At 61.9% G+C, this 19,471-nt stretch carries 17 protein-coding genes; 10 read left to right on the top strand and 7 right to left on the bottom strand.

Annotation, left to right across the window (positions count from 1 at the left end; genetic code table 11):
- Positions 1-25: 25 nt before the first annotated feature.
- On the bottom strand, positions 26-1,552 hold the full coding sequence (locus IDM28_RS23005) for a PLP-dependent aminotransferase family protein (RefSeq protein WP_188036940.1): 1,527 nt from the start codon (positions 1,550-1,552) through the stop codon (positions 26-28).
- Between the two features lie 89 nt (positions 1,553-1,641).
- On the opposite strand from IDM28_RS23005, the gene IDM28_RS23000 reads away from it, so the two are divergent.
- Genes IDM28_RS23000 through IDM28_RS22990 form a run of 3 tightly spaced genes read left to right on the top strand, consistent with a single transcriptional unit; the run spans position 1,642 to position 3,418 of the window.
- Positions 1,642-2,271, top strand: a complete 630-nt coding sequence (locus IDM28_RS23000) for an FMN-binding negative transcriptional regulator (protein ID WP_188036939.1) — start codon at positions 1,642-1,644, stop codon at positions 2,269-2,271.
- Positions 2,272-2,282: 11 nt separating this feature from the next.
- Positions 2,283-2,729, top strand: a complete 447-nt coding sequence (locus tag IDM28_RS22995; RefSeq protein WP_101322833.1) for a GNAT family N-acetyltransferase — start codon at positions 2,283-2,285, stop codon at positions 2,727-2,729.
- A gap of 14 nt (positions 2,730-2,743) precedes the next feature.
- Positions 2,744-3,418, top strand: a complete 675-nt coding sequence (locus tag IDM28_RS22990; protein WP_188036938.1) for a GNAT family N-acetyltransferase — start codon at positions 2,744-2,746, stop codon at positions 3,416-3,418.
- Between the two features lies 1 nt (position 3,419).
- Here the strand turns inward: IDM28_RS22990 and IDM28_RS22985 are convergent, their stop codons facing one another.
- A complete protein-coding gene (locus IDM28_RS22985) occupies positions 3,420-4,319 on the bottom strand; it encodes a homocysteine S-methyltransferase family protein (RefSeq protein WP_178080805.1) in 900 nt (299 codons plus the stop codon).
- 107 nt (positions 4,320-4,426) lie between these two features.
- On the opposite strand from IDM28_RS22985, the gene IDM28_RS22980 reads away from it, so the two are divergent.
- Complete coding sequence (locus tag IDM28_RS22980) at positions 4,427-5,245, top strand: ABC transporter substrate-binding protein (protein WP_188036937.1); 819 nt, start codon at positions 4,427-4,429, stop codon at positions 5,243-5,245.
- Positions 5,242-6,060, top strand: a complete 819-nt coding sequence (locus IDM28_RS22975; protein WP_188036936.1) for an amino acid ABC transporter permease — start codon at positions 5,242-5,244, stop codon at positions 6,058-6,060. The genes IDM28_RS22980 and IDM28_RS22975 overlap by 4 nt, the downstream gene beginning before the upstream one ends.
- Before the next feature lie 68 nt (positions 6,061-6,128).
- Here the strand turns inward: IDM28_RS22975 and oadA are convergent, their stop codons facing one another.
- Both oadA and IDM28_RS22965 read right to left on the bottom strand, forming a co-directional pair.
- Positions 6,129-7,937: a sodium-extruding oxaloacetate decarboxylase subunit alpha gene (oadA, locus tag IDM28_RS22970; RefSeq protein WP_188036935.1), complete on the bottom strand. Its 1,809-nt coding sequence runs from the start codon at positions 7,935-7,937 to the stop codon at positions 6,129-6,131.
- An 11-nt stretch (positions 7,938-7,948) separates the two neighbouring features.
- On the bottom strand, positions 7,949-9,364 hold the full coding sequence (locus IDM28_RS22965) for an acetyl-CoA carboxylase biotin carboxylase subunit (protein ID WP_101322827.1): 1,416 nt from the start codon (positions 9,362-9,364) through the stop codon (positions 7,949-7,951).
- Between the two features lie 202 nt (positions 9,365-9,566).
- Here IDM28_RS22965 and IDM28_RS22960 point away from each other — a divergent pair, with 202 nt between their 5' ends.
- The gene (locus IDM28_RS22960; protein WP_181003831.1) at positions 9,567-10,514 is read left to right on the top strand and encodes a LysR family transcriptional regulator; all 948 of its coding nucleotides are present in this window, start codon (positions 9,567-9,569) and stop codon (positions 10,512-10,514) included.
- Here the strand turns inward: IDM28_RS22960 and IDM28_RS22955 are convergent.
- Together IDM28_RS22955 and hexR are read right to left on the bottom strand one after the other, a co-directional pair.
- Positions 10,456-10,674: a PA3496 family putative envelope integrity protein gene (locus IDM28_RS22955; RefSeq protein WP_101322825.1), complete on the bottom strand. Its 219-nt coding sequence runs from the start codon at positions 10,672-10,674 to the stop codon at positions 10,456-10,458. The genes IDM28_RS22960 and IDM28_RS22955 overlap by 59 nt on opposite strands.
- Positions 10,675-10,758: 84 nt before the next feature.
- Positions 10,759-11,625 (bottom strand): transcriptional regulator HexR, encoded by an 867-nt coding sequence (gene hexR / locus IDM28_RS22950; protein ID WP_101322824.1) that lies wholly within the window; start codon positions 11,623-11,625, stop codon positions 10,759-10,761.
- Positions 11,626-11,729: 104 nt separating this feature from the next.
- Between hexR and zwf the strand changes: the two genes are divergently transcribed.
- Entirely contained in the window at positions 11,730-13,172 is a 1,443-nt protein-coding gene (zwf, locus tag IDM28_RS22945) for a glucose-6-phosphate dehydrogenase (RefSeq protein WP_101322823.1), read from the top strand.
- Here the strand turns inward: zwf and IDM28_RS22940 are convergent.
- A complete protein-coding gene (locus IDM28_RS22940; protein WP_188036934.1) occupies positions 13,169-15,535 on the bottom strand; it encodes a putative bifunctional diguanylate cyclase/phosphodiesterase in 2,367 nt (788 codons plus the stop codon). The two genes, zwf and IDM28_RS22940, sit on opposite strands and share 4 nt — an antisense overlap.
- A 200-nt stretch (positions 15,536-15,735) precedes the next feature.
- On the opposite strand from IDM28_RS22940, the gene uvrD reads away from it, so the two are divergent.
- The 3 genes from uvrD to IDM28_RS22925 all read left to right on the top strand — a co-directional run bounded on the left by uvrD (position 15,736) and on the right by IDM28_RS22925 (position 19,428).
- Entirely contained in the window at positions 15,736-17,919 is a 2,184-nt protein-coding gene (uvrD, locus tag IDM28_RS22935; protein ID WP_188036933.1) for a DNA helicase II, read from the top strand.
- A gap of 134 nt (positions 17,920-18,053) precedes the next feature.
- Positions 18,054-18,908, top strand: coding sequence for a Tim44 domain-containing protein (locus IDM28_RS22930; RefSeq protein ID WP_101322820.1), 855 nt, complete (start codon positions 18,054-18,056; stop codon positions 18,906-18,908).
- Positions 18,909-19,020: 112 nt separating this feature from the next.
- Positions 19,021-19,428 (top strand): SMI1/KNR4 family protein, encoded by a 408-nt coding sequence (locus IDM28_RS22925; protein ID WP_101322819.1) that lies wholly within the window; start codon positions 19,021-19,023, stop codon positions 19,426-19,428.
- Positions 19,429-19,471 lie beyond the last annotated feature (43 nt).

Raw genomic sequence — 19,471 nt, 5'->3', positions numbered from 1 at the left:
GCCGCTCCTACACACCGCGGTTCTCCTACCGCCAGGCCTTGCGCAGGCGCATCACGGCGTCTGCAATCTGCGCTTCCGGGACCGCGGCAAAGCCGAGCACCAGCCCTGCGCGCTTATCCACAGGTTCATCGCTGTCTTCCAGCCAATAGCCGCTCAGCGGATTAACCTCTACCCCCGCCGCTTCCGCCAATGCCACCAGCGCCTGTTCTCTGGCAAAGTTATCCACAGGTACCATCACGTGCAGCCCTGCCGCCACTTCCGGCATCGCACCCAAGCCCGCTACGGTGGTCGGCCAACCGGCCTTGAGCACATTGCGCCTGCTCAGTGCCGCCCGCCGCATGCGCCGGATATGGCGCTGGAAATGCCCCAACGCCATGAACTGCGCCATCACCGACTGCGTACCTACCTCGGAATGACGCACCGCCAGCGCACGGGCCTGGCTGAAGGGCTCGACCAAGCTTTGCGGCAACACCAGATACCCCAACCGCATGGCCGGGAAGGCAATCTTGCCAAAGGTGCCTACGTACAACACCCGCCCCTGCTGATCCAGCGCAGCCAAGGGCGCCAGCGGTGCGCCGCTGTAGCGGTACTCGCCGTCGTAATCGTCCTCGATGATCCAACCGTCGCTGCGCTCGGCCCAGGCCAGCAATTGCAGGCGCCGGGCGAGGCTCATGGTGACGCCGGTGGGGTATTGATGAGCCGGCGTTACATAGGCCACGCGGCAATCCGGTAGCTGCTCTAGCCTGGCGCAATCCAGGCCCTCAGCGTCCACTGGTACTCCCTTGACCTGACCGCCCGCAACTGCAAAGGCGTGCCCTGCCGCCCGGTAGCCCGGGTTTTCCACAGCTACGGCCTGGCCAGGCTGCACCAGCAGCTGTGCACAAAGGGTTATCGCCTGCTGTGCACCACTGGTGATCACTATTTGCCCAGCCGTGCAGCTGATGCCCCTTGATTGGCGCAGGTAAGCGGCAATCAGTTCGCGCAGCTGCAGTTCACCAGCCGGGTCGCCATAGCCAAGCCGGGCTGGATCGGGATTACGCCAGAAACCCGCATGCAGCTTGGCCCAGACGTCGTAGGGGAACAGGTCGAACGCAGGTACGCCGACCCGAAACGCACGAGGAGGACCGCTGCGGGGCGCGGGTAGATGGTGATTTTTCAGACGGTCCAACCACACGCTGGAAGACGCATTGCTGGATAAATCCTCAGTGCTTTTATCCACAAATGTGGATAACCCTGTTGATAACCTAGGGTATAACCCTGTGGATACTTCTGTGGACAGTTTTGGCAGGCGGCTGACATAGGTGCCATCGCCCACCCGACTTTCAATGTACCCCTCGGCGTACAACTGGTCGTATGCGCGCACCACGCTGTTGCGCGACAGCGCCAGCACCTTGGCCAGATCGCGGCTGGCTGGGAGCCGGGTGCCACTACTCAGACGACCATCCAGCACCCTCGCGCGCAACGCCTGATACAACTGCAAGCTGAGACCCCGACGGCGGTCGAGCACGATCCCGGCCGGGTCGAATGGCAGTGCAAGCGGCTGATCACGCATGGCATTGGACCTATGAAAACAGTCATTAATGGCTCTTAACCTGAGCCAATAGCCTGCCTAGGATAGAGCCATTGCACAAGGATCCTGCCATGTACAACAGCAAACCCCATCAAGAGCATGATCTACAGCGCTTGCAGCAACAGATGCTGGAAACCCGCCTGGCTGTACTCATCACCCACGGCGAACAGGGTTTGCTTGCCAGCCATATCCCGGTGCTGATCGACACCGGCGATGGTGAGTACGGCACGGTTTATGGCCACCTGGCCCGGGCCAACCGCCAGTGGCAGGAGTTGCAACAAGGCAGCGAAGCACTGCTGGTGTTTGCCGGTGCCGATGCTTATGTCAGCCCCAGCTTCTATCCGAGCAAAGCCGCCACGCACAAGGTCGTGCCGACCTGGAACTACCTGGCCGTGCATGCCTACGGCAGCGCTGAAGTGATCGAAGATGGCGCCGCCCTGCTCGACATCGTCAGCCACCTGACCGACCGCCACGAACAAGGCCGCGACACGCCCTGGCAGGTAGGCGATGCGCCAAGCGACTACATCGAAGGCATGTTGCGCGCCATCGTCGGTTTTCGCTTGCCGATTAGCCGCATACAGGGCGCACGCAAGCTTAGCCAGAACCGCTCCGCCGAAGATGTCGCAGGCGTGCGCGACGGCCTGGCCAGCAGCACCGACGCGCAAGACAACCAACTCGCCGCGCAGATGCGGCCACTGTGAAGGAATCACCCATGCCAGCCGTTATTATCCGCCCCGTCACCGCCGACGATCACGCCGCCTGGCTGCCACTGTGGCAGGCCTACCTACGCTTTTATGAAACCGAGCTGGCCGACGAGGTCAGTGCGGTAACCTGGCAGCGCCAACTCGATCCGCAGCAGCCCACCCACTCGGCGCTGGCCTGGGTCGATGGCAAGGCGGTGGGCATGGTCAACTGGATCTATCATCGTACCAACTGGAGCGTCAGCGACGCCTGCTACCTGCAGGATCTCTATGTCGACGGCAGCCAGCGCGGCCTGGGTATCGGCCGCCAGCTGATCGAGCATGTGCACAGTACCGCCAAGGCCATCGGTTGCTGCAAGGTCTACTGGATGACCCACGAGACCAATGCCACTGCCATCAAGCTGTACGAGCAGGTGGCCGAACGCCCAGGCTTTATCCAATTCCGGCAAACGCTGTAAGACAGGAGCCGTAGATGAGTCAGCCAAGTAACTGGAAACCCGCGACAGCTCCGCAAGCCGAGCCGATCGAGGGCCGCTTCATCCGCCTGGAAAAGCTCGACCCGGCTCGCCACGGCGATGACTTGTGGGAGGTGCTGCAGGGCCCCGAGGCAGACCCGACGCTGTGGGATTACCTGCCTTACGGCCCGTTCAGCGAGCGAGCGAGCTTTGATCGCTGGCTGGACGGCAACGCGGCCAGCCGCGACCCGCTGTTCTACAGCGTCATCGACCGCGCCAGTGGCCAGGTACAGGGCATTCTCAGTTTGATGTCGATAGTGCCGGACCACGGCCGCATCGAGATCGGCCACATCGCCTTTGCTGGCGCGATGCAGCGCACGCCCAAAAGTAGCGAGGCGGTCTATCTGCTCGGCAAGCTGGGTTTCGCCCTGGGCAACCGCCGCCTGGAATGGAAGTGCAACAACGCCAATGCCCGCTCCAAGCGCGCGGCGGAGCGTTTCGGTTTTGTCTTTGAAGGGGTGTTCCGCCAGCACATGGTGATCAAGGGCCAGAACCGCGACACGGCCTGGTACTCGATCACCGATGACGAATGGCCCACCGTTGCGGCGGGCTTTGAGCGTTGGCTGAGTGCCGACAACCAGCGCCCAGAAGGTCAAGCGCAGACGCTGGAAGCCTGTCGTAACCCGAGCTGAATCAGCTCAGGTTGTTTTTCAGCTCGGCGATATGCTCCGGACCGATGCCGCAGCAACCGCCGAGCAGGCTTGCACCGCGCTGACGCCAGTCCTGCGCCCAGCTCAGGTAGCCCGGCGGGTCGAGGTCATCGCGCAGCTCGTCGAGGCCGTCGTTGGCGGTGGCATCCTTGGGCTGCGGCGGGAAGGCGTTGGCGTAGGCACCGATGGCGATATCAGCACCCAGGCGCTCGAATACCGCACGGGCGGCGTCGATAGCGGCGCCGATCACTTCTGGCTGGCTGCAGTTGAACAGCAGCGCAGCCACGCCCAGCTCCGCGACCGCTTCGGCGGCCTGGGTCACGGTCTCACCGGAACGCAGGGTCGGCACGTCACCGACGTCTTCATCCTGCAGCGTGAACGACACCCACAGCGGCTTGCCGTCCGCCGGCAGCTGCCGGGCAATCGACTGTACTTCGATGATCGCGCTCTGCGTTTCGGCCAGCCACAGGTCGACGTACGGTGCGAGGCCGACCACCAGCGGCAACAGCACTTCGCTGACGCGCTCCGGCTCGTACAAGTCCGGGCGATACGAGCCGAACAGCGGCGGCAACGAACCAGCCACCTTCACCGCACGCTCGCTGGCATCGGCAGCCGTGCGCGCCAGCTGACCAGCGGTGGCGGCCAGAGCAAAGCCTTCATTGGCGAAGCGCTCTTCACCAATGTGGAACGGCACTACCGCATAACTGTTGCTGGTAATCACCCCGGCACCGGCCTCGATGTAGGCAGTGTGCACGGCGATCACTGCCTCTGGCGCCTCGCTCAAGGCCAGTGCAGACCACTCTGGCTGGCGGAACGGCGCGCCACGGCGCTGCAGCTCCCGACCCATACCGCCATCAAGAATTTCCAACGCTCGCTCGGCCATATAACTTCCGCTTATATTGATATGAATAATATTCACTAGTGATGTAAAACTTATAACTATTAAATAACCATCAGCGTTTTTTTAACAACCTTTTTGCAGGTGTCCTTATGCGTTTACCTTCCTTGCTTTGCGCGGGCCTGCTGGCCTTTAGCGCTACCTCTGCCTTTGCCGGTGCCACCTTGGACCGCGTCGAGTCGCGCAAGGAAGTCGTCAACGTATTGATGGAGAGCTATCCGCCGTTCTCCTTCTTGAATGACCAGAACCAGCTCGACGGTTTTGACGTCGACGTGGCCAAGGCGGTCGCACAGAAACTCGGAGTCAAGCTGCGCCTGGAAACACCGTCCTGGGACGTGATCGCCGCCGGCCGCTGGAGCGGTCGCTATGACCTATGCATCTGCTCGATGACGCCGAGCAAGGCCCGCGCTGAAGTGTTCGACTTTCCGGTTGAATACTACGCCTCGCCGGCGGTGATCGTGGTCAATGCCAAGGATGATCGCATTCATTCAGCCAAGGACCTCGAAGGGCGCAAAGTCGGCCTGACCAGCGCCTCCAGCTACGAGAGCTATCTGAACAAGAACCTGGTGATCGAGGGCGCCGAAGAGCAAAAGCTGGAGTACCCGTTCGAGTTCGTCCAGATTGCCCCGTATGACACCGACAACGTCGCTTTCCAGGACCTCGGCCTGGGTGCCGGCGTACGCCTGGATGCAATCCTCACCAACCTGGTGACCGCGCAACCGCGTCTGAATCAGGACAAGCGCTTCAAGCTGGCCGGCGCGCCACTGTATGAAGAGCCCAACTCGGTGGCCATCGAAAAAGGCGACCCGGAGTGGGATGCCAAGGTGCGTCAGGTGTTTGCCGAGCTGAAAGCCGATGGCACGCTGGCCAAGCTGTCACAGAAATGGATCGGCGCTGACATCAGTAAATGAACGCTCATCAACCCGCTCCCAACCCCGTAGGTAAAACCGCCTTGCGCATGTTCGGCTTTCGCACACGGCTATACCTGACGTGGCTGGTGTTGCTGCTGCTGTTTGTCGGCTTCTTTCTCAGTTTTGATCTTAATTTCGCGATTATCGTCGACAAGTTCCCCAATCTGGCGGGCTTCAAGCTGGGCCCTAACGGCTTTCTGCAGGGCGCGGCGCTGACGTTGTTCCTGTGCCTGTGCTCGATGCTGGTGTCGGTGCTGTTGGGCTTTGCCGCAGCGCTGGCGCGACTGTCGCCAAGCGCGGTGCTGTTTGGCGTGGCCAGTTTCTACACGTCGTTCTTCCGCGGCACGCCGTTGCTGATCCAGATTCTGCTGATCTATCTCGGCCTGCCGCAGTTGGGGCTGGTGCCGGGGGCGATTGCTGCGGGGATCATCGCCCTGTCGCTGAACTACGGTGCTTACCTGAGCGAGATCTTCCGCGCCGGGATCATCGGCGTAGCGCTCGGCCAACGCCAGGCGGCACTCGCTCTGGGCATGCGTCCGGCAGCGATCTTCTGGCATATCACCTTGCCGCAGGCGATGCGCACTATCATCCCGCCGAGCGCCAACCAGTTCATCTCGATGCTCAAGGATTCGTCGCTGATTTCGGTGATGGGGGTTTGGGAGGTGATGTTTCTGGCGCAGTCGTATGGGCGTTCCAGCTACCGGTACCTGGAGATGCTGACTACAGCGGCGGTGATCTATTGGGTGCTGTCGATCATGCTGGAACTGGTGCAGGCGCGGCTTGAGCGCTACTTCGGCAAAGGCTATCAGCGCTGAAAGTGGATAAAAAAAGGGGAGCTATCCGCTCCCCAATGAGGTTAACCGCTTGTAGATGAGGGCGTTGCTCAGCCCTCGATCTCGATCAGAATCTCGCCTGGTGTAACCCGGTCGCCCTTGGCAACATGGATGGCCACAACCTTGCCGGCGATAGGCGCCTGCACTTCGGTCTCCATCTTCATCGCCTCGGTGATCAGCACCGCCTGGCCGGCCTTGACCACATCGCCTTCCTTGACCAGCACATCGACGATGTTGCCCGGCATGCTGGTGCTGACATGGCCCGGCCCGCTGGCCTGCTTGCGCTTGCTGCCGCCACCGCCAACGAAGTCGTTGAGCGGCTCGAATACCACTTCCTCCGGCATGCCGTCGATCGACAGGTAGAAGTGACGCTTGCCCTCGGCCTTGACGCCGACACCGGTGATGTCGACACGGTAGGTCTCGCCGTGCACGTCGATGACGAACTCGGTAGGCACGCCTTCGCCGCCAGGGGCAGCCACTGCGCCAGCCTCAGGGATTGGCAGGAGCACTTCAGGAGTCAGGGTGCTGGCCGCGCGCTCTTCGAGGAACTTGCGCCCGATGTCCGGGAACATGGCAAAGGTCAGCACGTCTTCTTCGCTTTGCGCCAGGGCACCAATGTCGGCACGCAGCTTGGTCATCTCGGGCTTGAGCAGATCGGCCGGGCGTACGTCGATGACTTCTTCGCTACCGATGGCCTGGCGGCGCAGCTGTTCGTTGACCACACCCGGAGCCTTGCCGTAACCGCCTTGCAGGTACAGTTTGACCTCGTTGGTGATGGTCTTGTAGCGCTCGCCGGCGAGTACGTTGAAGAACGCCTGAGTACCGACGATCTGCGAGGTCGGGGTCACCAGCGGTGGGAAGCCAAGGTCTTCACGAACCCGCGGGATCTCTGCCAGCACTTCGTTCATGCGGTTGAGGGCGCCCTGCTCCTTGAGCTGGTTGGCCAGGTTGGAAATCATCCCGCCAGGGACCTGGTTGACCTGCACACGGGTGTCGACCGCGGTGAATTCGCTTTCGAACTGGTGGTACTTCTTGCGCACGGCATAGAAGTACAGGCCGATTTCCTGCAGCAGTTGCAGGTCCAGGCCAGTGTCGAACTCGCTGCCTTTGAGCGCAGCGACCATCGACTCGGTTCCCGGATGGCTGGTGCCCCAGGCGAAGCTGGAGATGGCTGTATCGATATGATCGGCGCCGTTTTCCACAGCCTTGAGCTGGCACATAGCGGCCAGGCCAGCGGTGTCATGGGAGTGGATGAATACCGGCAGCGACTGCTCAGCCTTGAGCGCTTTGACCAGCTCGCCAGTGGCGAACGGCGTCAGCAGGCCGGCCATGTCCTTGATTGCCACCGAGTCACAACCCATGGCTTCCATCTGTTTGGCCTGGGCCACGAATGCGTCGATGGTGTGCACCGGGCTGACGGTGTAGGCAATGGTACCCTGAGCATGCTTGCCGGCAGCCTTGACCGCTTCGATCGCCACACGCAGGTTACGCACGTCGTTCATGGCATCGAAGATGCGGAATACGTCGATGCCGTTGACCGCTGCCTTGGCCACGAAGGCCTTGACCACGTCATCGCTGTAATGGCGATAGCCGAGCAGGTTCTGCCCGCGCAGGAGCATCTGCAGGCGGGTGTTGGGCAATGCCGCTCGCAGCTGGCGCAGGCGCTCCCACGGGTCTTCCTTGAGGAAGCGCACGCAGGCGTCGAAGGTTGCGCCGCCCCACACTTCCAGTGACCAGTAGCCGACCTTGTCGAGCTTTTCGCAGATCGGCAGCATGTCTTCGGTGCGCATGCGCGTGGCCAGCAGGGACTGGTGGGCGTCGCGCAGGATTGTGTCGGTTACGTGGATTTTCTTGGACATTGTTGTATTCCTCACAGGCCTGCGTGGGCGGCGATGGCGGCGGCGATGGCCAGGGCCAGCTCTTCGGGTTTGCGCTTGATCGAGTAGTTGGTCAGTTCAGGGTGGCTTTCAACGAAGCTGGTATTGAACTGGCCGCTACGGAATTCCGGGTTACGCAGGATTTCCTGGTAGTACGCGGCGGTGGTCTTGACCCCCTGCAGGCGCATGTCGTCCAGGGCGCGCAGGCCGCGGTCCATGGCTTCTTCCCAGGTCAGTGCCCAGACCACCAGCTTCAGGCACATCGAGTCGTAGTACGGCGGGATGGTGTAGCCGGTGTAGATCGCCGTATCGGTGCGCACGCCCGGGCCGCCCGGGGCGTAGTAACGGGTGATCTTGCCAAAGCTTGGCAGGAAGTTGTTTTTCGGGTCTTCGGCGTTGATGCGGAACTGCAACGCGTAGCCGCGGTGCTGGATGTCTTCCTGCTTGACCGACAGCGGCAGACCGGAGGCGATGCGGATCTGCTCGCGGACCACGTCGATACCGGTGATTTCTTCGGTGATGGTGTGTTCGACCTGGACCCGGGTGTTCATCTCCATGAAGTACACCTCGCCATCGGCGAGCAGAAACTCCACGGTACCGGCGTTCTCGTAGTCGACCGCCTTGGCCGCGCGCACCGCCAGATCGCCAATGTAGGCGCGTTGCTCCGGGGTCAGCTGCGGGCTGGGGGCAATTTCGATGAGCTTCTGGTTGCGGCGCTGGATCGAGCAGTCACGCTCGAACAGGTGCACCACATTGCCAAAGCTGTCGCCGAGGATCTGCGCCTCGATGTGCTTGGGGTTGACGATGCACTTTTCCAGGAACACTTCAGCCGAGCCAAAGGCCTTGGTGGCTTCGGAGATCACCCGGGGAAATGCCTGCTCGAGCTCTTCGCGGCTGTTGCAGCGACGGATACCACGGCCGCCACCACCGGAGGTTGCCTTGAGCATGACCGGGTAGCCAATGCGCTCACCTTCGTTGAGCGCCTCGTGGATATCTGCCACGTTACCCTCGGTGCCGGGGGTGACCGGGACACCTGCCTGGATCATGGTCCGGCGCGCTTCGGTCTTGTCGCCCATGCGCCGAATCACATCCGCCGACGGGCCGATGAACTTGATCCCACGCTCGGCGCAGATCTCCGCCAGCTCAGCGTTCTCGGAGAGAAAACCATAGCCAGGATGCAATGCATCACAGCCGGTCTCGACCGCCAGGTTGACCAGCTTGCGCGGGTTCAGGTAGCCAGCCAGTGGCTCGGCACCGATGCTGTGGGCCTCATCTGCACGCTTGACGTGCAGCGCATGGCGGTCGGCGTCGGAATAGATCGCCACCGAACGAATGCCCATTTCAGCGCAGGCACGCACGATCCGAACTGCAATTTCACCCCGGTTGGCGATCAGGATTTTTTTTATCACTGGATTCTTCCCAAAGCCGTTGGAACATACGAGCCGGTTCTACCGCTCGGCGCGGCCAGACGCTGCTGGCCAGTCGCACATTCACCCTAGCGCCAGCGCACGATAAACAAAAATCAATATTTGTTAGGGGCAGCATTAGCAAAAGCTTATAGTTCGGTAACAAGGTTTTGCCAAACGGTGGGTATAAATGCGTAAGTCATTGATGCGTATGACATTGCGTCAGTTGCAGATCTTCAATGAGGTGTGCGATTTGCGCTCTTACAGCCGCGCTGCCGAAGAGATGTCGTTGACGCAACCCGCCGTAAGTCTACAGATCCGCCAGCTGGAAGAGCTGGTTGGCCAGCCGTTGTTCGAGTATGTCGGCAAGAAGCTGTACCTGACCGAAGCCGCCGAGGCGTTGCAGCGCGCCAGCCGCGACATCTTCGGCCGCCTGGAAAACCTCGACATGCAACTGTCGGACATGCAGGGCTCGCTGCAGGGGCAACTGAAACTGGCCGTCGAGTCCAGTGCCAAGTACTTCGTGCCGCACTTGTTTGCGGCCTTCAAGGAGCGTCACCCCGAGGTCAACCTGACCCTCACCGTGGTCAACCGGGCGCAGGTGATCCGGCGCCTGTCGGACAACCGCGACGACTTGATCATCATGTCGATGGTGCCGCAGGACATGGGCCTTGAGTTTCTGCCGTTTCTGAACAACCCGATCGTTGCCGTGGCACCACCGGATCACCCGCTGTGCAAGCTCGACACGCTGCGCCTGCAAGACCTCGAGCCGCATACCCTGTTGATCCGCGAACAGGGCTCAGGCACGCGCAAGGCCTGCGAAGAATACTTCAAGGACAAGCGCGTGCACTTCACCCAGACCCTCGAGGTAGCCTCGGCAGAAGCGCAGCGCGAGTGTGTCAGCGCCGGCCTCGGCATTGCCCTGCTGACCCGCCATGCGTTGCGCCTGGAACTGGCCACTGGCAGGCTCAAGGAGCTGCCAGTGGAAGAGCTGCCGCTGTACCGCAGCTGGTGTGTAGTGCAGGCCAAAGCCAAGCGTCAGTCGCCGGTTGCCCTGGCGTTTCTGGCGTTCATCCGCAGCGAACGTGCGTTGATCAGTGGGCTTGTGGAGCGTTTTTCGGCGACGCCCCCGGCAGTACCTGCCACACCGTGATATCCCTCAGTTCGGAATAATCGGCGATTTCGCGCAACAGTTGCCGTTGCTCGGAATAGCTTTCGATCGCCCGGCGGAATTCCATCCGGCGCTGATCCTTCTGCTGTTGTTTGCGCGCTTTGGCGTTGGGTTGAAACGAGCCATCGAAGTCACGAGTCATGCCTGTCTCCCTGAGCGAGTGCGGGGAGCTTCAGACTGACCGAGCTGGTTTACCGTGAGGTGACAGCTCGATTAACTTTTCTGGTCAGTCGTCCATGGCCTTGATCGACTTGGGCGACAGGCGCAGGCTGCGCAAGCTGCGCTTGACGCTCTTGAGGTGGTTGACCAGGCTCGGCCCGCGCGCCATGGCCACGCCCATGGCCAGCACGTCGATCACCACCAGGTGGGCAATCCGCGAGGTCAGCGGGGTGTAGATCTCGGTGTCTTCGTGCACGTCGATGGCCAGATTGACTGTGGATAACTCGGCCAACGGTGTCTGGCTTGGGCACAGGGTGATCAGGTTGGCGCCGCTCTCACGGACCAGATTGGCCGTGATCAGCAAGTCCTTGGAGCGCCCTGACTGCGAGATGCACACCGCCACGTCACCGGGCTTGAGGGTTACCGCCGACATCGCCTGCATGTGCGGGTCGGAATACGCCGCCGCGCTGAGCAGCAGGCGGAAGAACTTGTGCTGGGCGTCGGCCGCGACCGCGCCAGATGCACCAAAGCCGTAGAACTCAACCCGCTGGGCCTGGGCCATGGCTGCCACAGCACGCTGCAAGGCCTCCGGATCGAGCTGCTCGCGCACCTCCATCAGGGTATGCAGGGTGGTGTCGAAAATCTTCAGGCTGTAGTCGGCAACCGAGTCGTCTTCGTGGATCGCGAACTGACCAAAACTGGCGCCAGCAGCCAGGCTCTGCGCCAGTTTCAGCTTCAGATCCTGAAACCCTGAACAGCCAATCGCCCGGCAAAACCTCACTATGGTCGGCTCGCTGATACCGACGTTGTGGGCAAGGTCGGCCATCGAGCTGTGCATGACGGCAGCGGGGTCCAGCAGCACATGGTCGGCTACTTTCAGTTCCGATTTACGCAGCAAGTGGCGCGATTGGGCGATATGGTGCAACAGATTCACGGGCTGGACTCGGTTATGATCGACTGGCCGGGGATGTAGCTTTCTTGTAGTTATACTACATGACCGGCAAAGCGCCCAGTTAAACGAACGTGGAGAGTGGTGGCTTGACGATTCCTTGCGACATTCTGGTCTTTGGCGGCACCGGTGATCTGGCCCTGCACAAACTGCTGCCGGCGCTCTATCACCTGTACCGCGAGGCGCGCCTGCACAATGCCGTACGGATCATCGCGCTGGCACGGCGCAACCTGCACCGCGACGACTTCCTCAAGCTCGCCGAACGCCATTGCCGGGTGCAGATCGCCCGCAACGACTTCGATGAAGAGGTGTGGCGACGCTTCTGCGCGCGGCTCGACTACTTCGCCATGGACGCCTCGCAGAGTGCTGACTTCGGTCGCCTGGCACGCTATCTGGGCGAGCCTGGCGGGCTGACCCGAGTGTTCTATCTGGCCACCGCGCCGCACCTATTCGTACCGATCGCCACCCACCTGCGCATCGCCGGGTTGGCCGACCACGAAGCGCGCATCGTGCTGGAAAAGCCCATCGGCCACTCGCTGCAGTCGGCTACCGCGATCAACCAGGCCATCGGAGAAGTGTTCGCCGAATCGCAGGTGTTTCGCATCGATCACTACCTGGGCAAAGAGACCGTGCAGAACCTGATGGCGCTGCGCTTTGCCAATGCCCTGCTGGAGCCGGTGTGGCGCAATGGCCAGGTCGATCATGTGCAGATCAGCGTGTGTGAAACCCTCGGTGTCGAGAGCCGCGGCGGCTACTACGACCGGGCCGGCGCCACCCGCGACATGCTGCAGAACCACCTGCTGCAGTTGCTCTGCCTGGTCGCCATGGAGCCGCCGGCGCAGTTCGAGGCCGAGGCCGTGCGCGACGAGAAGGTGAAGATTCTGCGCGCGCTCAAGCCCATCAGCGGCCAGGACGTGCAGGACAAGACCGTGCGCGGCCAGTACAGCGCCGGGCATATCGGCGGCCAGGAAGTGCCGGCCTACTATTTCGAGAAAGACGTCGACAACGACAGCGATACCGAGACCTTCGTCGCCGTTCAGGCGCAGATCGACAACTGGCGTTGGGCCGGGGTGCCGTTCTACCTGCGCACCGGCAAGCGCATGGCGCGGCGCTCGTCGCAGATCGTCATCCAGTTCAAGCCGGTGCCGCACGAGCTGTTCAGCGGCGGTCAGGTCAATCAATTGCTGATCCAGCTCCAGCCCGATGAGCGCATCAGCCTGCGCATGATGACCAAGACCCCGGGCAAAGGCATGCGTCTGGAGCCGGTCGAGCTGAACCTCAACCTCGCTCAGGCGTTCGGCCAGACCCGCCGCTGGGAAGCTTACGAGCGCTTGCTGCTGGACGTGCTCGACGGCGACTCGACGCTATTCATGCGCCGCGATGAGGTAGAAGCCGCCTGGGCCTGGATCGACCCGATCCTGCAGGGTTGGGAAGAGCACTTCCAGGCGCCGCGGCCATACCACGCCGGCAGCAATGGGCCAGAGCTGGCCAACAGCTTGCTCAGCCGCCACGGCAGGCACTGGTACAGCTAAGCCTTGGCGGCGGCCGGGTTGCTCAGCAACCCTATAAAGGCTGCCGCATCCACCGGCTTGCTGATCAGATAGCCTTGCGCCTCATCACAACCCTGGGCAGTGAGCACGTCCAGTTGCTCCTGGGTCTCGACACCCTCGGCCACGACCTTCAAACCGAGACTATTGGCCATGACGATGATCGCACGGGTGATCGCGGCGTCCTGACTGCCCTCGTGCAGCCCGCTGATGAAGGTCTGATCGATCTTCACGTAGTCCACCGGCAAGCGCTTCAGGTAACTCAGTGATGAATAGCCCGTGCCGAAGTCATCGATAGCTAGTTTGACCCCCAGCGCATGCAACTGCTCGAAGATGGCGATGATGTGCTCGACGCTATCCAGCAGCTGGCTCTCAGTCAGCTCAAGCTCCAGTTGCTCTGGCGCCAGCCCGGTTTCTTCCAATACCTGGCGCACCAGGCTGACCAGCTTGCCTTGACGCAACTGATAGACCGACAGGTTGACCGAGACGCGAACCTGCACGCCCTCACGCAGCCACTGGCACGCCTGCCGGCAGGCCTGGCGCAGAACGAACTCGCCCATCGGCGCGATCAACCCGGTTTCTTCGGCCAGGCCAATGAACGCGCTGGGCGGGACCATGCCCAGTTGCGGATGCTGCCACCGCACCAATGCCTCGGCCGCATGCAGCTTGCCGCTGCGCAGGCACAGTTTGGGTTGGTAATAGACGCACAGCTGACCCTCATCGATGGCCTTGCGCAGCTGAATCTCCAGCTGCAGGCGCTCCAGGGTGCTGGCGCGAAGGCTCTCGGTGTAGAACTGGAAGTTGTCACCGCCCAGGTGCTTGGCGTGACGCTTGGCCATGTCCGCCTGGCTGATCAGGGTATTGCCATCGAACGCCGCGTCAGACAACAGGCTGATGCCCACCGAGGCACTGATCACCACCTCATGATCATCCTGGCGCAACGGCACGCGCAGCTTGTCGAGCAAGCGGGTGGTCACCCGGACGAGGCTGGACAGGTTGCTGTAGCCGTCAAACAGCACGGCAAACTCGTCGCCCGACAGGCGCGCCACGGTGTCGGCTTCGGGCACGGCATTGGCGATCCGCTGGGCGATCTTTTTCAGCAACTGGTCGGCCAGCTCGTGGCCGAGGCTTTCATTGAGCAATTTGAAGCGATCAACGTCGATGTGCAGCAAGGCCAGGCTGCGCCCGTTCAGCCGCGCGCGCTGGCCGGCGTCATGTACGCGCAAACGGAACAGCGCCCGGTTGGCCAGGCCGGTCAGCTCGTCATAGTGAGCGAGGTAGCGCAGCCGCTCTTCAGACGCGCGCCGCGCCGACAGATCGGTGAAAAAGCCGACGATATTGTTGAGCTTGCCAGACGCTCCGCGCACGGCGGTGAGTTGCAGCCACTGCGGATACAACTCGCCATTGCGGCGGGCTTCGACCAGCTCGCCCTGCCATTGGCCGTGCTGGGCCAGGGCATGCTCCATGGACTGCTGATAACGTCGGGCGTCGCTGCTGCAGGGCAGCTCAAGCAACTGGCGGGCGAGCAGCTCGGCAATGGAGTAGCCAGTCATCTGGCAGTAGGCCTGGTTGACGGCAAGCAAGGTGAAGTCGGCCGTGAGCACCACGATACCGTCGTTGCAGGCTTCAAATACAGACGACGCCAAGCGTTGCTGTTCTTCAAGCGCCTTTTGCGCGTAGATGCGCTGCAGGTCTTCGTTCAGCGCCTGATTCTGAAAGCGCCGTAACAGGCTGCGATCGACCAATCGATGCACCTGCCAGGCGACCACCATCAGCGCCCCCAGCAGAATCAGCCCCAACCAACCCCAGCCACGTTGCTGGCCTGCGTCGAAGTAGAACAGGAAGGCAATCGGCGGCAGCAGGCAGGGCAAGGCGAAACTGAGAAACGCCGGCAGGCTGACGGCATAGGACACGCTGGCAGACAACGCCGCTACCCCAAGCAAGCCGAACACCCAGGCCTGCTGGACGAAATTGGCCACCGGCACCAGGGCAATCGCTGCGCTGGCCAGGGTCAGACCACTGAACGCCGAGCCCAGCAGAAACATCCGCCGCCAGCTCAGGCTGGCCTGGCGCTGGGTCGGTGCGGCGTCGAACGCGGTGACCTGCACCAGGCGCAGCCCCGCCAGCGCCAGCAACCAGATCAGCCAGGTGCCCAGCAGCAGATAGCGTCCAGGGCTCCACAGCAGCCACGCGCAGAGCAGGCCGTTGAACAGCATCAATAGTGTAGGCAGCAGCGAGCCTTGATACAGCAGCCGGGTGCGCTCGATGGAAAGCTGAGTGGCGAATTGCCTGCGCACATTCCTCGACATCTGCGGCAATACGCCGACCGCCGTGCAATCCTGAGTCATGTCATTTTCTTGTTATTGGCTGGCGACAAAAAGTTGCCCGGATCTTACACAAGCGAAGGCGCAGGCCAAACTGCTCTATGTCATCCACTGCCGTTACCGGCGGATTGACATCACAGAACCGATGAACGGCTGGCGCCCGAGGTGAATATTTATACAGTAGAGATTTGCCCCCTCCCCCCACAGCAACCTAGAATGGCCGGATGCGCACAGACGACCTCTCCCTCCTGCTGAATTCCCTCAACGATGCCCAACGCCAGGCCGTAGCGGCCAAGGTCGGGCGTCAACTGGTGCTTGCTGGTGCCGGTTCCGGTAAAACCCGCGTGCTGGTGCACCGTATCGCCTGGTTGATCCAGGTCGAACAGGCCTCGCCGCACTCGATCCTGTCGGTGACCTTCACCAACAAGGCTGCCGCCGAAATGCGCCAGCGGATCGAGCAACTGATGGGGATCAGCCCCGCCGGCATGTGGGTGGGTACCTTCCACGGCCTGGCCCACCGCTTGTTGCGGGCACACTGGCAGGAAGCCAAGCTGGCGCAGAACTTCCAGATTCTCGACAGCGATGACCAGCAGCGCCTGGTCAAACGGGTGATGCGCGAGCTGGGCCTGGATGAGCAGCGCTGGCCGGTGCGCCAGGCCCAGTGGTTCATCAACGGGCAGAAGGATGAAGGCCTGCGCCCGCAGCACATTCAAGCGGGCGGCGATCTGTTCCTGGCGACCATGCGCAGCGTCTATGAAGCCTACGAGCAAGCCTGCGAACGCGCCGGCGTGATCGACTTCTCCGAACTGCTGCTGCGTGCGCTGGACCTGTGGCGCGACAACCCGGGCCTGCTCGAGCACTACCAGCGGCGCTTCCGCCACCTGTTGGTGGATGAGTTCCAGGACACCAACGCCGTGCAGTACGCCTGGTTGCGCCTGCTCGCCAAAGGCGGCGACAGCCTGATGGCGGTGGGCGACGACGACCAGTCGATCTACGGCTGGCGCGGTGCCAAGATCGAGAACATCCATCAGTACACCGAAGACTTCCCCGACGCCGAGATGATCCGCCTGGAGCAGAACTACCGCTCCACCGGCGGCATCCTCAAGGCCGCCAACGCCCTGATCGCCAACAACACCGACCGTCTCGGCAAAGAGCTGTGGACCGATGTCGGTGAAGGCGAGCCGCTGACCTTGTACGCCGCCTACAACGAGCACGACGAGGCACGTTATGTAGTCGAGTCGATCGAGAGCGTGATCAAGCAAGGCCATGCGCGCAGCGACATCGCCATCCTCTATCGCTCCAACGCCCAATCGCGGGTGCTTGAAGAGGCCCTGCTGCGCGAACGCATCCCTTACCGGATCTACGGCGGCCAACGCTTCTTCGAGCGTGCCGAAATCAAGAACGCCATGGCCTACCTGCGCCTGCTCGAGGGCCGTGGCAACGACGCTGCGCTGGAGCGGGTGATCAACGTGCCACCGCGTGGCATCGGCGAAAAGACGGTTGAAGCGATCCGCGACCATGCTCGCCATGCGCAGCTGTCGATGTGGGAAGCGATGTGCCAGCTGATCGCCGCCAAAGGCCTCAAAGGCCGCGCCGCGAGCGCGCTGGGTGCCTTTATCGAGTTGATCGAAGGGCTGGCGGCCAAAGCCGTCGACATGCCACTGCACGTCATGACCCAGACCGTCATCGAGCAGTCCGGGCTGATCATCTATCACCAGGAAGAAAAAGGTGAAAAGGGCCAGGCACGGGTAGAAAACCTTGAGGAACTGGTCAGCGCTGCGCGTAACTTCGAAAGCAGCGACGAAGACGCCGACCTGTCGCCGCTGTCGGCCTTCCTCGGCCACGCCTCGCTGGAAGCCGGTGAGTCGCAGGCTGATGAACACGAAGACAGCGTGCAATTGATGACCCTGCACAGCGCCAAGGGCCTGGAATTCCCCTACGTGTTCCTGGTCGGCCTGGAAGAAGGCCTGTTCCCGCACAAGATGAGCCTGGAAGAACCTGGCCGCCTGGCCGAAGAGCGCCGTCTGGCATATGTCGGCATCACCCGGGCCATGCGCCAGCTGTTCATGACCTACGCCGAGACGCGTCGTCTGTATGGCAGCGAGACCTACAACAAGGTCTCGCGCTTCGTCCGCGAAATCCCCGCTGGGCTGGTGCAGGAAGTGCGCCTGTCGAACTCGGTCAGCCGCCCGTTCGGCGGCTCGCAGGCGCCGGCCAGCAGTATCTTTGCCAATGCCAACATCCCGCAGACCTCGTTCAACCTTGGCCAGCGCGTGCAGCACTCGGTGTTTGGTGAGGGCGTGATCCTCAACTTCGAGGGCTCTGGCGCCCAGGCACGGGTGCAGGTGAATTTCGCCGAGGGCAGCAAGTGGCTGATGCTCGGTTACGCCAAGCTCGAGGCCATCTAAGCCAACGCGGATGCCTGAGCGGTTGCTGAATGACCGTTCAGGCAAAAGCTCGAAACATTATGCTGCTGGTCATGTCTGCTACAACATGTGCAACATGACGCGCGTGCAATCCACAATCAGGGGATATCCCACTTATGCAACGTTTTCTTAGCATCGCCCTGGCGCTGTGCCTCGGCCTGACGCTGAGCCTGGACGCCAATGCCAAACGCTTCGGCGGCGGCAAGAGCTCGGGCGCCGCGCCTATGCACCAGACTCGCCAGGCTACGCCAAACACTCCAGCTGCCGCACCTAATGCTGCAGGTCGTGCGCCGGCCGCCGCCAGCGGTGCTTCGCGCTGGTTGGGCCCACTCGCTGGCCTGGCCGCCGGTGGTCTGCTGGCCTCCATGTTCATGGGTGACGGTTTCCAGGGCATGCAGATCATGGACTTCCTGATCATGGGCCTGATCGCCTTCCTGGTGTTCCGCTTCATCGCTGCGCGTCGCCGCAAGCAACAACCACAAGTTGCTGCTGCCGGCCATGCACCGTTCCAGCGTGAGGCTTACAACCAGCAAGCAGCGCAGCCGTCGATCTTCGGTGGTTCTGCAGCACCAGTTGCTGCCGCACCTGCGATCAACGCACCCGCCTGGTTCAACGAGCAAAGCTTCCTGAATGCCGCGCGCAGCCACTTCCAGACGCTGCAGCAGCACTGGGACGCCAACGAGATGGACAAGATCTCCGAGTTCGTGACCCCGCAACTGCTTGCCTTCCTCAAGCGCGAGCGCGCTGATCTGGGTGATGGCTTCCAGTCCACCTACATCGACAACCTCGAAGTACAGTTGGACGGTGTCGAAGATCGCGCCGACAAGACTATCGCCACCCTGACCTTCAGCGGTGTGTCGAAAACCTCGCGTTTCGACCAGGGCGAGGCGTTCAGCGAAAGCTGGCACATGGAGCGCGCCCAAGGCGACAACCAGCCTTGGCTGGTCGCCGGTATCCGCCAAAACGGCTGATCCAGGCTTGCTGCATAAAAAACCCCGGGCTTGCCCGGGGTTTTTGCTTTTGCCAGAGCGCCCTACTAGGGTATAACCCGCAGCGTTGTCATCAAGCGAGAGGATGTGAACCGTGGAAGAAGTGATCGAACAACTGCGTGAAGCCAATGAGCCGGTGCCGGTGCCCCTGGAGCTTCCTGACGAAGATCAGTTGGTCGAAGTCGAGGAGCAGCTGTTCATCAATATTCCGTTCGTATTCAAGGAATATCTGCTGACAGTCAGCGATGTTATCTACGGCAGCCTGGAGCCGGTCACCGTCACCGACCCACAGTCACACACCTATCTGCCGGAAGTTGCTGCCAACGCCTGGGATGCCGGCGTACCACGCGAGCTGATCCCGATCTGTCAGGATGGCGAGAACTACTACTGCGTCGAAGAAGACGGCACCGTGGTGCTGTGGTCGGGCGAAGAAGAACTGGTCACCGAAGAAAGCTGGGAATCGGTCTGGCACTGGGCGCGCGACGTCTGGCTGGAAAGCTGATCCGGCTCAACGCAATCGCGGCGCACTCTGCACCGCGATTGCG

This window comes from Pseudomonas sp. EZ-C24 (assembly GCF_014525325.1).
Classification (GTDB): domain Bacteria; phylum Pseudomonadota; class Gammaproteobacteria; order Pseudomonadales; family Pseudomonadaceae; genus Aquipseudomonas; species Aquipseudomonas shirazensis.
This window is presented reverse-complemented; position numbering and strand designations above follow the sequence as displayed.